We start from the raw sequence: 14,625 nt of genomic DNA, 5'->3' as shown, positions 1-14,625 counted from the left end.
TCCCCACACGCCGCACGGTCACCCCTTTCGTTAACGCCAACCCTTGGTTTTGGGTCGCCGTTTACCCGCCTTTAACTTGTGCCCCCCAAATTTGCCCGGACTTACAGGGGGCCAGAATGATTCTAGTCATAACACCTGAAATGCGCGGGCAGTATCAGCACCTCATTCAGGACTATTTCCGCATCCGGAAGACCGTCTTCCACGACACGCTTGGCTGGGACGTCGCCGTGGACGGCGACCTCGAATACGATCGCTACGACTTCATGCCTTGCACCTACGTGCTATCGCTGGATGATCGAGGCGATGTGACCGGGGGACTGCGCCAGATGAGCATGGCCGGGCCGAATCTCACCTGGGAATGCTTCTCGGACATGATCCCGGATCCGGCCGAGCTGCTCTCACCGAAGATCACGGAGACCACCCGCTTCGCGATACGCCCCCAGGAAAGGGACGTTCGCGTCATGAGCGGCGTGAACCGGACCGCGATCGAGCTTTCCAATGCTTCCCTCGAACTCGGCTTCCACGCGGGCATCACCCGCCACGTCGCCATCTGCGAGGAGAACATCGTGCGGCTGACGAAATCGTTCGGGATCAAGTACCACATAATCGGCCGGCGCGAGATGGAGAACTCCGCACCTATCCTGTGCGTGTCCTGGGAAGTCAGTGAGGCTTCGCTGGAAAAACTCGCGTGGATAAAGGAGAAAGTGGCGGCGGCGTAAAGCCGTCGTCGAAATCGCGCAGCCAACCCTGCGAAATGCAGCGAGCGACCAGGTTCAACGGGTTCGCACAGCCCAGTCGCTCGCAAAGATCGTTGAGCGTCGCGATCACCGCCTGCTCGCTCCATGACATCGCCTCGCCGATCTCGGCATAGGTGCGCCCGTCCGCAAGCATCGATACGCATCGCGTTTCGTCGCAATTGAGCTCGGGGAGCTCAAGCGTGTCGGGCATCAGCCCCCTCGCCTTCAGCGTATCGACATGGAGCTGCAGCGCGGCCTCGAGCAGGAGTTCGCGCTTCCTCTCGATGTATTTCGTGATCGCGGTGGGCTCGATGTCGAAGGCGAACATGACCGTACCCCGGTACTCCGAGTGCGGCATGACCTGAATCTCGACGAAGCTCCGGCCGATGCCGAAGGACTGCGCATCGGCGAGCATCGCACGCACCGCCCAGCCGCTCTCCTCGACATGATTCAGAATCCGGATGGATGTCGGCCGCTCGTCATCCCGGATCACGGGATCGACCGAGAAGTAGTTGCGGATTGCATAGTTCAGAAGCCAGCGTCCGGGGTAGGTGACCGATATGTAGGTTTCTTCCTGCCCGGGCGCACGCTGGAGGTAGACATGGGCCACATGGCGTGCCCCAACCTCTCCACGGCAACGGTTCAGAATAGAGCATACACTGCTCTTCTGACGCCCGGCAAAAAACGACAGGGGACCAAGCCCCGCCAACACGAGATCCATCTTCGCGCCCCCGGCACTTTGGAACATTGCGTCATCATGATCGCAACCTAGCAAAACAGTTTGGATTCCCGTCCGTTCCACGAAGAGCGGGGCCGCCACTGCAATGCCATCATAGAGCGAGGTCGATGGGGTAGTGCACGCATTACGCGATAAAGAGCAGTTGCACACCCGAGATCCATCGATCCCTCATCTCTCAACATATTGATCGCTTTTGGAAAATCCAGAGGATTCACGCTCCGGATCGAGAAATCCCGCCGCCATGGCGGGATTGCACTGTGGAAAAAGACTTGCTTTGCCGCTCTGGTTGCCGACTAGGCCGCCTCTTCAATCGCCCACTTGCGGAGGATCTTGGCAGCGCGCTCTTCGCTGATCTCGACCATCCGTGCGAGACGGCGCTCGGGTCCTTCCTTGACGCGGCGATTGAAGGCGCCGTCGCCATCGTCGGCACTGAGCAGGTCGTCGGTGCTGTCGAAGCCGAAGTCCGCGCCGAAGCCATCCATGAGGGTGGCACCTGGAGCGGCGACACCGGCGGCGGGCGAGAAGTCAGGCAGTTCGAGACCCGCAGTGTCGCTTTCGAGGGCGGCCGCACCGCTGGCGCCGCTGATGGTGCGTACTGCAGGGCGCAGACCGAACCAGACGACCAGGAAGGCGACGGCAACGAAGGCGAGCGCATTGATGATGCCACCCAGATTGCGTGTCAGCGTCTCCATGATGCCTGGGCTAGGCACGGCCTCGTCAAGAAGCTGGTTGTCGAGGAAGGTCATTGCCGTCACGGTGACGACGTCGCCGCGATCGGGGCTGAGACCGGCCGCAGAGGCCACGATCTTCTTCATTTCCTCGATGTAGGCGTCGATCTTTGCCTGGTCGGCAGGCTCGCCCACCATCGCGGCGATGCGACCGTTGTTGACGACGACGGCGACCGAGAGTTTCTCAACCTTGTAGCTGCTGCGGACAGTCGCAACGGTCTTGCTGTTGATTTCGTAGTTGGTCTGCTCTTCCTTCTTGTCGGCTTCGTCGCTGGACTGCGGGCCTGTCCCGCCTTCCGGTCCGCCCTGCGGAATGTTCTGCTCGACGGTGGCCGGCTTCTGAAGGGTCTGCTGATTCGACTTCTGGCTCTCCTTGGTCACCCGCACTGAACGCTCGACGCGGGATTCCGGGTCGAACACGGTTTCCTGCGTCTGCTGCTGGTCCGTGTTGAGTGTCGCCATGACGCTGGCACGGAAGTTGTCCATGCCGAGGAAGGGAGCGAGCGCCTTCTCGATGTTGTTCTCGACTTCGCCCTGGACCTGCTGGACGATGTTCAGCGACCGGTTGAGGTCGCCATTCTGCGCGTCGTCGCCGGAGGCGAGCAACTGGCCCGAGGAGTCGAGGATCGTAACGTCCTCCACGTTGAGGCCGGGAACGGAGGCGGCAACGAGGTGACGGATCGAAGCGGCGGCCTGGCGGCCGGAAGTGGCGCCGGCGCGAATCATGACCGAGGCGGTGGGCTTCTGTTCGGCCTTTCGGAAATTGCCGCGGTCCGGCATGACGATGTGGACGCGGGCGGCGGATACGCCGCTGATCTCCTGGATCGTTCGTGCGATTTCGCCTTCGAGAGCCCGAACGCGCGTTACTTCCTGCATGAACGAGGTGAGGCCGAGGGAGCCGACCTTGTCGAAGAGTTCGTAGCCGGAATTGGAGGAGCTGGGCAGTCCGCGCTCGGCCAGGAACAAGCGGGCCTTGCCCGTTTGCCCGACCGGCACCTGAATGCTGGCACCATCCGACCCGGTCTGGAAATCCATGTTCGCTTCTGCGAGCGCAGTGCTGATTCGGTTGAGATCGGAGGTCTCGAGACCGACATACAGGGTCTCATAGGACGGCTTGTTGACGTAAAGCCCGGCCGCCAGCACCAGTCCGATCGATACGATACCCGCACCCGCGAGCATCGCGATTTTGGCCTGGCCCAATGATGCCAGGTTGTTGAAGACATTCTTCAGCTGTTCCAACAGATTCATTCTGTTCCCGCACGAACTTGCGCGTCCAATTTCCTTAAAACGGCCTGCCAAAGCCGGAAACCAAACGCAATTTCAAAACGCCCCGGGCCGGACGAAGCCTTGTCCTCAAGACTGCCAACCACGGACAACGCGGATCCACCAGACCCGCTGCGGAAACTAGAGAACGAAACTTGCGCGAGCGTTTCGTTGTTTCGGCGCCGCGAAACGCCTGAAACGCAGGCGGCGCCCGATGGGGCGCCGCGATGACTTTCGAGGGAAGAAACCGTTGATTCGAACGAGGTCAGAAGGCCTCGAAATCTCCCGCCGCCTTGGAAAGCGGCTGCGAATGGCCATGGCGAAGGGCACCGTTGCTCAGTGCCTTCTGCATTTCAGCAAGCTTGACGAGGCTTAGCGCAGTCGTCAGGTCCACCATCCAGTCCCCGGGGATGCTGGCGGTGATCGTGTCAATGAACTCGGCAAGGCCACGCGTCTTCTGCACGGCGAGATCGATCCCCTGCAGAACCATGATCCGCTCTGCCGAATCCGCACCTGCCGCGCCATGAAGGTGGTTCAGCTGCGGTTCGATCCGCTCGATAAGATAGGCGACGTCGTGAAGCTCCGAGACAATCCGCATCAACACGTCAGGAAGGGCTTCCTCCACGGCAGACGTTCCACTCAAATACTCGACTTCCATGGTACCCTCTATGCGATGCTTCAGCCTGCGGATGCAGGCTGATCAGAAGAATTCGATTCCGTTGTCGACCGGCTTGACGACCGGCGCCGGACGCTGCTCCAGAGCGACCGTCTTCTGCGTCTCCACACCGGTCAGCGCATATTGGCGCGCTCTTCCGGAGGAAGGCCAGTATTCCAGCTTGCGTCCATGCTCGCCGCCCGTGCTTTCACCGACGATCTGGATGCCCTCGTCCATCAGGAACTGCCGTGCAAAGCGCGCGTTCTGTTCCCCAACGTTCGAGAAGCGGGCGATCGTCTTGGCGCCGCCGAAGATCTTGGCCTCCAGCCGGTCACGGCGGGCGCCCTGTTTCAGCAGACCGTTGATCAGGAGCTCCATGAGATGCACCCCGTAACGGGTCGCATCGCCACCGGCTGCCAGCGCATCGACGGATCCGGGAAGAAGGAAGTGATTCATCCCGCCCACCCCGGCAACTGGGTCACGCATGCATGCTGCGACACAGGAGCCAAGGATCGTGGTCAAAACCACCTCTGGATCGTTCACGACCTTGTATTCGCCCTGTATCACGTGGACACGGCGTGCACCCGCTTCTGCTATCATTTCAGCGATCCGAATACGGCTTCGATGGCCGCTTTCATCTTGTCGATGGTAAACGGCTTCGCGAGAACGTTGTTGGCGCCGAGCGCTGCCGCCTTCTGGACCAGCGCGCGGTCGCCCTGTGCCGTCAGGATGATGAACGCCGCCTTCTTGGTCGCCGGGTTCGCGCGGACGTTCTGGAGAAACACCAGGCCGTCCATCTTCGGCATGTTGAAGTCGGAGATGACGAGGTGATGCGGCTGCTGGGCCATGATCTTCATGCCCTGCTCGCCGTCACCGGCCGCAGTGATCTGCTTGAAACCGAGCTGCTGCAGGGCATCTCCCAGCAGCAACCGGCTCGTCACCTGGTCGTCAACGATGAGTACTTTGATTTTTTCAGCGATAGACATTATTCGCTCCCTTCCTTCCGGGCCGCAGTGATCTTCAAGATTTCCTCCCCGATGGACGCGAGCGGAAATTGGTGCTCTACGGCACCAAGTTCGAAAGCCACTCTCGGCATTCCATAAACGATGCAGGTTTTTTCGTTCTGACCGATGGTCCGCGCCCCTGCATGACGCATTTTCAAGAGACCGGCCGCGCCGTCACGGCCCATGCCGGTCAAGATTACGCCGACGGCGTTGCGGCCGGCGAGTTCCGCAACCGAATCGAACAATACGTCGACCGACGGGCGGTGCCCGTTGACGGGATCCCTGTCGAGCAGCCGGCAGCACGGCGCCATCGCGTTGGCGATCTGCAGATGCCTGTCACCACCCGGCGCCAGATAGATCTTGCCGATTTCGAGCCGCGCGCCGTCCGTCGCTTCCTCGACCACGGGCGCGCAGAGCCTGTTCAGGCGCTCCGCGAAGCTCTTCGTGAACGTCGGCGGCATGTGCTGCGTGATGACCGTAGGCGGGCAGTTGACCGGAAACTTCTGAAGGACGGCAATCAGGGCCTCGACCCCACCGGTGGAGGCACCGATGGCTACGATCCGACGACCCGGACGGAAGCTGCCGACCGCCGTGTTGGTGACCGGCTGGGCGGCGGCGGTGACGGCGCGGCGCTGCGAGCGGGCTGCAGCCTTGACCTTCTCCGCCAGATCGCCGAAGGGCCTCGGATCGCCCGGCTGCGGTTTGCCGACACAGTCGAACGCGCCGATTTCGAGCGCCATCAGCGAGGCCTCTGCACCCCGATGGGTGAGCGTCGAGACCATGATGACCGGCATGGGCCGCAGCCGCATGATCTTGTCGAGAAACTCGAGCCCGTTCATGTTCGGCATCTCGATGTCGAGCGTGACGACATCGGGATTGAGCTGCTTGATGGCGTTTCGTGCCTCCATGGCGTCGCCGGCCTGGCCCACCACTTCGACACCCGGATCGGCATTGAGGACGGCCGTGATCAGGCCCCGCATCGTCGCGGAGTCATCGACGACAAGAACACGTGCTGCTGCCGTCATGCGCGCCTCCCGCCGGACTTGCCGGTGTACCGATAGGTGGTGATGCCGATATTGTCGAACAGCGACTTCGCTTCACCCGACACACGTTCCGAGTGACCGATGTAGAGGTGGCCATTGTCGCCGAGCATGCCGGCAAAGCGGGACCAGATCTTCATCTGCGTCGGCTCGTCGAAATAGATGACCACGTTGCGGCAGAAGATGACGTCGAACGGTCCCTTGAATGGCCACTGTGCCATCAGGTTGAGCTCGTTGAAGGTGATGAGCTTCTTCACCCGGTCCTCGACCTGCCATTTCTGGCGGCCGCCGGCGTCCACTTCCCGGAAGAACTGCTTGCGCATTGCGGGGCTCACCGTTTCGAGAGCGTTGCCGTCATATGCGCCGGCACGTGCCAGCGAGAGTATCTTGGGATCGATGTCCGTCGCCAGGATACGGAAATCGTAGTCGGCCGCGTTCGGCATCAGCGAGAGCACCGTGAGTGCGATCGAATAGGGTTCCTGACCATCCGAACAGGCGGCAGACCAGATACGCACCCGTCCGCCGTTGCGGGCACGGGCGAGAAGGTCCGGCAGCACATCCGTCTTCAGATGCTCGAAATGGTGGTTCTCGCGGAAGAACCGCGTGAAGTTCGTCGTCAGGTGGGAGAGCATTTCCCGGCGCTCGGCCGCTCCGGCGGGCGAGGCGACCAACGTGCAGTATTCGCGGAACCCCTTCAGGCCGAGGTTCCGGATGTGCTTCGACAGCCGCGAATAGACCAGCGACGCCTTGGATTCGTTGAGATAGATCCCTGCGTCCGCATAAATCATCGCAGCAATCTCGGACAGGTCCCTCCGCGTCAACGGATATTCACCGCTGGCAAGGCATTCGTCCGGCGACTGTCTCGTGTCAATGGCACTGGCAAACGTCATGCGGCTTCGCTTTCGAAGTGCGGGAAAAGGGCATCGAGTTCGATCATGCAGATCATGCGGCCTTCGATGGCGAGAATGCCGCGCGCATAGTTCTTCTCCGCATCGTTGGCGATATCCGGCGTCGGCTGGATGTTGTCATCCGTTACCGTCAGGATGTCGGAAACCGCGTCGACGAGCAGGCCGACGGTCTTCGAATTCACCTGCGCCACGATGATGACGTGCCGGATCGTCGGCTCCGCCGGTTTCAGCCCGAAACGCAGCGCCAGGTCGATGATCGGCAGCACGGCGCCACGCAGGTTGATGACACCGAGAACGTAAGGTGGCGCATGAGGCATGGGGGTCGCGGGGCTCCACCCGCGGATCTCCCGCACCGCCATGATGTTTACAGAGAATTCCTGATCTTCGATGCGGAAGGCGATGAGCCTCCGTCCGTCCACCAGGTTCTTGACCGCGTTTGTCATTTCCTTATCCGGCTGCCGCGAGTGAGACTTCTTGTTTCAGGGACTGTCCGCGCGACGCGGCAACAACCGCGTCGACGTCGAGAATGAGCGCTACGCGGCCATCGCCAAGGATGGTCGCCGCGGCGATGCCCGGAACATGCGTGTAGTTGGCTTCCAGGCTCTTGATGACAACCTGGCGCTGACCCTGGATCGCGTCGACCATCAGGGCGCGCTGACCGCCACCCTCCGATTCGACCAGAAGCGCAACGCCTTCGATGGGATTGGCCTGGCTCTGGCGGAAGTTCAGGATGCGGCCGACGTCGACGAGCGGGCAGAAGCTGTTGCGGATCGAAATCAGCCGCTGCGAGGCGCCGAAGGAGTGGATCGCGGAAGCCTCGGGCTGCAGCGTTTCTACGATTGCCGTCAGCGGCACGACCAGGGTCTGGCCGGCAACTGTCACGACCATGCCGTCGAGAACGGCGAGCGTCAGCGGAAGGCTCATCGTGAAGACGGAGCCCTGCCCCGGCTTGGAGGAGATCGTGATGCGGCCCCCGAGGGCCTGGATCGACCGCTTGACCACGTCCATGCCGACGCCGCGGCCCGAAATGTCGGAGATCTTGTCCGCCGTCGAGAAGCCGGCGTGGAAGATCAGGTTGTCGATCTCCTCGTCGGACAAGTTTGCGTCTGCGGCGATCAGGTCGTTGTCGATCGCCTTACGGCGGACCTTTTCGCGATTGATACCGGCGCCGTCGTCGGCAAGTTCGATGACGATACGGCCCGACCGATGCTTCGCCGTAAGCCGCACCGTGCCTTCCGGGTTCTTGCCGACCGCGGCACGCTTCTCGGGCGTTTCGAGGCCGTGGTCGACCGCGTTGCGGATCATGTGGGTCAGCGGTTCGGCAAGCTTGTCGATAACCGTCTTGTCGACTTCCGTGTTTTCACCCTCGGTGATCAGGCGAACGGACTTACCCGTGGTGTCCGCGATTTCGCGAACGATACGCGACATGCGCTGGAAGACAGGCTTCACCGGCTGCGCGCGGATTGCCATCACGCTGTCCTGGATCTCGCGCGTCAGCTGCTGCAGCTCTTCAAGACCCATGTTGATCGAGGAAACACCGTTGGTGTCATTTTCGATCACGCTCTGGGAAAGCATGGCCTGGTTGATAACGAGCTCGCCCACGAGGTTGATCAGGCGGTCGACGCGGTCGAGATCGACGCGGATGGTCGGCGCGGCGGCAGCCGCGGCATTGGCGTTGGCATTGTTCTGGGCAGCGGCCGCGGCCGCGGCGGCGGCCCGCTCGGTCTTCGCGCTTTCAGCAGCAGCGGCACGGTTCGCGCCGCCCGCCATCTGCATCACGTTGGTCGCTGTCTCAGCGGCGGCGACGGCTACGGACACGTCGCTTGCGACCGGCGCGGCATTGCCTTCATCTTCCGATGCAGGCGCGATCGCCGGCTCTTCGTCGAGGATCGACAGGTCGAAGGGAACGACCTGCATCGGCGCTTCGTCGTCGTCCGCGGCGACCTCTGCGTCTTCTTCGATGGTCTGGATCTCGAGATCGCAGTCCCACTCGGCAAATTCGAAGACCGACCGGACACCGTCCTCGCCCTTTTCCGACTTCACGGAAATCTTCCAGGAGAGATAGGCTTCCTCGGGGTTCATTTCCTCGAGCACCGGCAGAGCCGACATGTCGCAGTTGATGGTCATCTCACCAAGGCGGGAGAGATCGCGCAGCAGCAGCGTCGCCTCGTTGCCCTTGGCATAGAGCTCCCGCTTGGGACGGAAGCGGATTTCGCAGGCAGGGACATAAGGCTCGACCGGCTTTTCCTCCGGTACGAAATCATCGAAGGAGAACGGGATTGGCTGGAAGCCCTCGTCGTTGACCGGCGGGGGCGCAACCGGGGCCGGCGCGGCCGCCTTGGGAGCGGGCGCCGGTGCATCGGAGGAAGCAGCCGGCATTTCGCCCTTTGCCAGTGCCTCGAGTTCCCGGATCAGCGCCTTGCTGCGTGCCTCGTCCACACTTCCGCCATCGCGGGCAGCGTTGGTGAGGTCCGCAAGGACGTCCGCCGACTTCAGCATGACCTTGAGGACATCCTGGTTCGGTTCGAGCTTGTTGGATCGAACGCAATCGAGAGTCGTCTCAAACACGTGTGCGAAGGAGACGAGATCATCGAGGCCGAAAGCCCCGGCGCCCCCTTGATGGAATGCACCGCGCGGAAAACGGCATTCACCGTTTCCGGGTCGCGGTCACCGTCGTTCAGCTTCAAGAGACCGGATTCCAGTTCCGCGAGCTGCTCTTCGCACTCCTGGAAAAAGATCTCTTTGATTTCGTTCATATCCATCAGGAGGAGCCCTCGAATTAGGCGGTTACGCGCTCGATTGCATCGATCAGTTTGGTGGGGTCAAATGGCTTGACGATCCAGCCGGTTGCGCCGGCCTGGCGGGCACGGTTCTTCTTTTCCGCGTCGCTTTCGGTCGTCAGGACGAGGATCGGGATCGCACGGTACTTCTCGTTGCGGCGAACCCCTTCGATGAAGCCGAAGCCGTCGAGGCGGGGCATGTTGATGTCGGTGACGATGACATCCGGATTGGCGTTCTCGAGAACCTCAAGGCCTTCGATGCCGTCCTCGGCCTGGATCGTCTCGAACCCGGCGTTGTTCAGCGTCACCAGAAGCATGTTCCGGATGGTCCGTGAATCATCCACGGTAAGCACCTTTTTCTTCATTGCTGACTCTCCTTTGACAGCATGTGGTCGACGTTCATGCCGATAAGCTGCATCGTTTTCATAAAGGGTTCGGACACTTTGCCGATGGTGAAGGAGTGCTTGTCGCGCTCCCAGCTCTTCGCACCGGCCATGAGCACCTGGGCGCACAGGGCGCCGACGCGCTCGACCGCCGAAGCGTCGATTACGAGATTGCTGCCCCTCAGCCCCATGAGCTTTTCATGGAGTGCTGTCGCCTCGTTGAGGTCCAGCACCGGGGCAAGGCTCAAGGTCTTCTGAGCGGCTTTCTTGCTCGCCATCATTTCGCTCCTTGTCTGCGTTTGTCGGCGTTCAGTGCGTATGTCTGCGGTTCGACCTGCGACGGCTCATGGCCAAAAAGCCTGCTGCGATCGGTAGAGAACCAGTGTCGGGGTTGGCGTTTGAACATGGTCACGCTCCGTATCCGATCGCCCGCGTAGCGCGCTGCTCATCGTCGACGTAGGTGATTGGCATCGCTGCCGTGGCGGATTGCGCCACCGCCGCGCGACGCTGAGGGGCTGCCGCAGCGTGGTGCTGCACATGAAAGGCGCGCACGGTCTCGCCGAGTTCGAGGATGACGGTATGGAGGTCGGCGCCGGCATTGGCAGTGCGTGCCGCGACCTGCGCGTCGGTCTCGACCAGCCTTCCGATATTGCCGAGATCGGCTGCGACCGCGACCAATCCCGTGGAACCCTCGTCGCTATCGCGCGCAATCGAGCAGACAGCGTCGTTGATGCCCGCCACCTGGCGCACGATGCTTGCGATCGCGTCCTGCGTGCGGTTGACCCGATCGACGCCGGCTTCCACCTGGGTCTTTGTTCCGTTCACGAGCTGCTTGATCTCGCGCGCCGCATCGGCGGAGCGCTGGGCGAGTGCTCGCACCTCCTGAGCCACGACCGCGAAGCCGCGGCCGCTATCCCCTGCCCTGGCTGCCTCGATACCGGCATTGAGCGCAAGGAGATTGGTCTGGAAGGCGATCTCGTCGATGACACCGATGATCTGGCCGATCTTCTCGGCAGAGGCCTCTATGTCGGCCATTGCCGAGATCGCCTCGCCAACGATGGCGCCGCTGCGTTCTGCCGACTGGCGGGTGTCCTGGACGGCCGTTTCGAGGCGGCGGGTCTCGTCGAGTGTCGTCTTGACGCTCGTCACGATGTCCCCCAGCCGCGCGGCGGTCTCGGCGAGGCTCAAGGAGCGCTCCCGTGACTGGGTAGCGAAAGCATTCGCATCGCGCGATACGGCGGCGACCAGCGCATCCGAGGCCGCGGATTTTTCGGTCGCCTGGGTGAGTTGGGTGCGGAAATCCTCGAGTGCGCCGTTAAGCGCACCGGCGAGGTCCTGCCAGTCATCGGGCATTTCGCCTGACACGCGAGCGGTGAGATCGAGGCGCGACAGACTGCGGATGACATCGCCGAAAACGTCGTCCAGTCGCGAGACGTCGCCCTTGCGCTGCTCTGCCAGTGCGCGGTGATGCTGGTGACGCTGTTCGTTGAACCGCAGCGAGACGGCGATCTCCGCGTCCACCATCGCAGTGCGGATAAAGGCGGTCAGCAGGTCGGAAAGTTCCTTGCGCCGTCCCTTTGCGGCCCCGGGGAGCAGGGATTTCGGCCAATATTCCTCGATCAGGCCGTTGATGACATGCTCCATCACGATCGCCTGGCCCGAAAGCCGCCAGCGTGGATCGAGGCTCATCTGGCTCTCGACATCAGAGAGAACCTTGACACGCTCGGCATAGAGGCTGTCGAAGCGGGCGTCGGTCAGCACGCCCCAATGGGAGGAATGAAGATCGTGCAGGCGATCGACCTGACGCTCGCTCTGGAAGTAGCGGGCCGCGTCGGGGAACGTCTGAAAACGTTGGAAGAGGTCGCGCAGCGCGATTTCGACATGGCGTTCGAGCTGCTGACGGTGGTTCCGCAGCATTTCGCCCTGGGCTGGCTCCAGGCCGGCAAATCTCAAGCGGTCACGCAGGCTGGTTGCCTGTGCCGTTCGAGCCTGATCTGCCGGCGATTCCTGCACCGAATTGTCCCCACGCGACGCTGCATTCCATGGCCGAACTAATCGGCCGGCCTTTCGAAATCGGTCATGGAAGATGCAGTGTCGGTAGAACGATAGCCTATCGCTCGCGCCATGCAGCCGGCTCTCGCCCGGCGCATGATGACTGCCGCCCGATGATCCATGATCAATTTCGGTGAAAAGTGAATACCGGATCGAGACCGGTACGGCGGTTTGGCATCATGCCTGGGTGGGAAACTCTTACACTCTCCCACTCCGACGCGTGGAACAATGTTTATGGTTAATTCCTTGCCTGAAGGTTAATATTGCACTCCACGCTTTCGCATTGCGGGACATGCTTCCAATCAGGCCGAATCAGCGAAGTTTTTTGGCGATTATTTTCTTGTCAATAGCAAGGATTCGCACAAGCCACAGGTAAGATTCTTAGTATATAAGCATGTGATGTTGACAATGATGTCAGTTCGGGAAAGAGCAATGATTGTTCTGGGTCTGAGTGCCACGATAATTGCCGCAAGCACCTTGGCGGCAATGTCGCTTCTCCTAAATATCGAGCGCGGCCGGTCGCCCGCCCCTTCTCGCGTTTTCTAGAGCAATTTCAGCAACGCGCTCCAGCGTCCGGAATTACTTCAAGACAATTGGCTAGAGACCTGTCCACTTCCGGAAACGCGGAAGTGCTCATCGAATTCAACGCAAGGCGCGGCTTGCCCAGGCCTCAGCGTAGGCCTTCATTTCGTCCGACGAATCGCGTCCGAACGGCTGCAAGCGCGGCTGCGCCACGTTGCCGGCTGCAAGGCAGGCAGCCCCGGCGCTCGTGCCGGTGACACTTGCCCCCGTGAGGATCTCCCTCCCCGTTGAGGCTTTCAACATGGCGAGATAGGCCGGATTGGACGCGAACGGACCTTCCACAATCACGGGCCCCTCTGCGCCGATGAGGCCGAGGCAGGTGGATGTCATGAGCGCAAGGTGGAAGGCGATCGTCGCCTGGACTTCCTCTTCGCTCAACTCGTCTCTCGCGACCGTCCACTCCGCATGCTTCCCCTGGAAGGGACCAGAGTCCTCGGGCACGGACGGCAGTATCATGCTTGCGCGGGCAAGCACTGACGTGACGGCAGCGTCGGCAATCGGCATGGATCGCCCGCCGAGAAGCGAGAACGCCCGCCCTCCCATGAAGCGTGCCGAGGGCACGGGATTTCCCAGCGCATTCACGTTGACGAGCGTGTCGCGCGCTTCATCGAGCTTCAGCCTCTTTCCGCCCATCGCCATCACGATCACCCAGGTGCCCGTGGAGACGACCGCGTAGGGAGCGTCGAGCGAGAGAACGTAGGGAAGAAGGGACGCGTTGGAATCGTGGATGCCGCAGTATACGGGAGTGCCTGCGTCGAGCCCCGTTCGCGCTGCGACGTCGGGCAGGATCGGACCAAGACTGTCGCCGGCCTTGCGTAGCGGCGGCATGCGCTCCAGCCAGCCCTGCTCCGTCACGAGCGTGGAATAGCGCCCGTCCAGAGGCTCCCACAGGTCCGTGTGGCAGCCAAGCGAGGTCACCTCACCGGCGAGCACGCCTGTCAGGCGGAAGGACCAGTACTGCGCATACATGAGGAGGGAAGCAGTATTGGCGAACGCATCAGGAAATCGGCGCGACTGCCAATAGATCTGCGCCCCGAGATTGAGACCGCCGGGAAGGCGCGGCGTGCCGGAGGCGGCGAAAGGCGGACGCGCCTTCCTGTACTCGGCATCGAGCTCGTCAGGGCCGGCGTATTCATAGTCGAGAACCGGCAGCGCAAGGCGGCCGTCCGCATCGACGAGAGCAGCCGTCGCGCCATGCGTCGTTACGGAGACGGCATCGATCCGCCGTTCGGCGTTGAGCGATCCGAGGCTTTCGACGATGAACGCCCAGAGCCGCTCCGTGTCGAAATGCGGATAGGGCGGGCCGGTGACGACCAGATTTGGCGTCGTCCGCACGGCGATTTCCTGGAAAGTGGCCGCATCCACCAGGGCGACCTTCGCATTAGTCTTGCCGATGTCGACGACGGCAATGGTGGTTACATCCGCCATCGGCTCATTCCATGTGAAAGACGGTCGCAAGCGGTACGGCCACCGGCTCGTTGTCCGCCTTGGTCTCCATGATGTCGGCCATGTGGGCCCACCACTTCTTCATCACCGGATGGTCCGGAAGCGTCGCCATGCCGTGATCGTCGCGACGCCAGAGCACGCCGAAGAGCAGATTGTTTTCCGCGTCGAGATGGATGGAGTAATCGGAGACGCCGGCATCCCTTAGAAGCTTCACCAGTTCCGGCCAGATTGCATCGTGACGCGCCTTGTACTCCTCGGCCATGCCGGGGTTGAGGCGCATACGGAAGGCATACTTTTCCATTGTGACG

14 protein-coding genes and 1 pseudogene are annotated in these 14,625 nt (G+C 61.8%); 1 reads left to right on the top strand and 14 read right to left on the bottom strand.

Translation table 11 applies throughout. The features are described from left to right. The first annotated feature begins 116 nt into the window (after positions 1-116). On the top strand, positions 117-719 hold the full coding sequence (locus tag F3Y30_RS06360) for an acyl-homoserine-lactone synthase (protein WP_203425648.1): 603 nt from the start codon (positions 117-119) through the stop codon (positions 717-719). Here F3Y30_RS06360 and F3Y30_RS06355 read toward each other — a convergent pair. From F3Y30_RS06355 to rhaM, 14 genes and pseudogenes are all read right to left on the bottom strand, one after another. Beyond that, positions 661-1,458: an autoinducer binding domain-containing protein gene (locus F3Y30_RS06355; protein ID WP_203425647.1), complete on the bottom strand. Its 798-nt coding sequence runs from the start codon at positions 1,456-1,458 to the stop codon at positions 661-663. The genes F3Y30_RS06360 and F3Y30_RS06355 overlap by 59 nt on opposite strands. 311 nt (positions 1,459-1,769) lie before the next feature. Then, complete coding sequence (fliF, locus tag F3Y30_RS06350; protein WP_203425646.1) at positions 1,770-3,452, bottom strand: flagellar basal-body MS-ring/collar protein FliF; 1,683 nt, start codon at positions 3,450-3,452, stop codon at positions 1,770-1,772. Between the two features lie 280 nt (positions 3,453-3,732). Continuing rightward, positions 3,733-4,125, bottom strand: a complete 393-nt coding sequence (locus tag F3Y30_RS06345; RefSeq protein ID WP_203425645.1) for a hypothetical protein — start codon at positions 4,123-4,125, stop codon at positions 3,733-3,735. 42 nt (positions 4,126-4,167) lie between these two features. After that, on the bottom strand, positions 4,168-4,722 hold the full coding sequence (cheD, locus tag F3Y30_RS06340) for a chemoreceptor glutamine deamidase CheD (RefSeq protein WP_203425644.1): 555 nt from the start codon (positions 4,720-4,722) through the stop codon (positions 4,168-4,170). After that, positions 4,719-5,108, bottom strand: a complete 390-nt coding sequence (locus F3Y30_RS06335) for a response regulator (protein ID WP_203425643.1) — start codon at positions 5,106-5,108, stop codon at positions 4,719-4,721. The genes cheD and F3Y30_RS06335 overlap by 4 nt, the downstream gene beginning before the upstream one ends. Further along, entirely contained in the window at positions 5,108-6,151 is a 1,044-nt protein-coding gene (cheB, locus tag F3Y30_RS06330; RefSeq protein ID WP_203425642.1) for a chemotaxis response regulator protein-glutamate methylesterase, read from the bottom strand. Before cheB ends, F3Y30_RS06335 begins: the two co-directional genes overlap by 1 nt. Then, positions 6,148-7,056 carry a protein-glutamate O-methyltransferase CheR gene (gene cheR, locus F3Y30_RS06325; protein ID WP_203425641.1) on the bottom strand — a complete coding sequence of 303 codons (909 nt, stop codon included), beginning with the start codon at positions 7,054-7,056 and terminating at the stop codon, positions 6,148-6,150. The genes cheB and cheR overlap by 4 nt, the downstream gene beginning before the upstream one ends. Next, on the bottom strand, positions 7,053-7,517 hold the full coding sequence (locus F3Y30_RS06320; protein ID WP_203425640.1) for a chemotaxis protein CheW: 465 nt from the start codon (positions 7,515-7,517) through the stop codon (positions 7,053-7,055). The genes cheR and F3Y30_RS06320 overlap by 4 nt, the downstream gene beginning before the upstream one ends. 4 nt (positions 7,518-7,521) lie before the next feature. Further along, positions 7,522-9,836, bottom strand: a pseudogene (locus F3Y30_RS06315) (chemotaxis protein CheA). Positions 9,837-9,853: 17 nt separating this feature from the next. Beyond that, a complete protein-coding gene (gene cheY1 / locus F3Y30_RS06310; RefSeq protein ID WP_069059983.1) occupies positions 9,854-10,219 on the bottom strand; it encodes a chemotaxis response regulator CheY1 in 366 nt (121 codons plus the stop codon). Next, a complete protein-coding gene (locus F3Y30_RS06305) occupies positions 10,216-10,515 on the bottom strand; it encodes an STAS domain-containing protein (RefSeq protein WP_203425639.1) in 300 nt (99 codons plus the stop codon). The genes cheY1 and F3Y30_RS06305 overlap by 4 nt, the downstream gene beginning before the upstream one ends. A gap of 130 nt (positions 10,516-10,645) precedes the next feature. Next, positions 10,646-12,250 (bottom strand): globin-coupled sensor protein, encoded by a 1,605-nt coding sequence (locus F3Y30_RS06300; protein WP_246752888.1) that lies wholly within the window; start codon positions 12,248-12,250, stop codon positions 10,646-10,648. A gap of 681 nt (positions 12,251-12,931) precedes the next feature. Continuing rightward, positions 12,932-14,299, bottom strand: a complete 1,368-nt coding sequence (locus F3Y30_RS06295; protein ID WP_203425638.1) for an FGGY-family carbohydrate kinase — start codon at positions 14,297-14,299, stop codon at positions 12,932-12,934. 4 nt (positions 14,300-14,303) lie between these two features. Beyond that, a complete protein-coding gene (gene rhaM / locus F3Y30_RS06290; protein ID WP_203425637.1) occupies positions 14,304-14,618 on the bottom strand; it encodes an L-rhamnose mutarotase in 315 nt (104 codons plus the stop codon). Positions 14,619-14,625: the final 7 nt, after the last annotated feature.

Origin of the sequence: Sinorhizobium sp. BG8 (genome assembly GCF_016864555.1) — a bacterium.
In the GTDB taxonomy this organism is placed as follows: domain Bacteria; phylum Pseudomonadota; class Alphaproteobacteria; order Rhizobiales; family Rhizobiaceae; genus BG8.
This window is presented reverse-complemented; position numbering and strand designations above follow the sequence as displayed.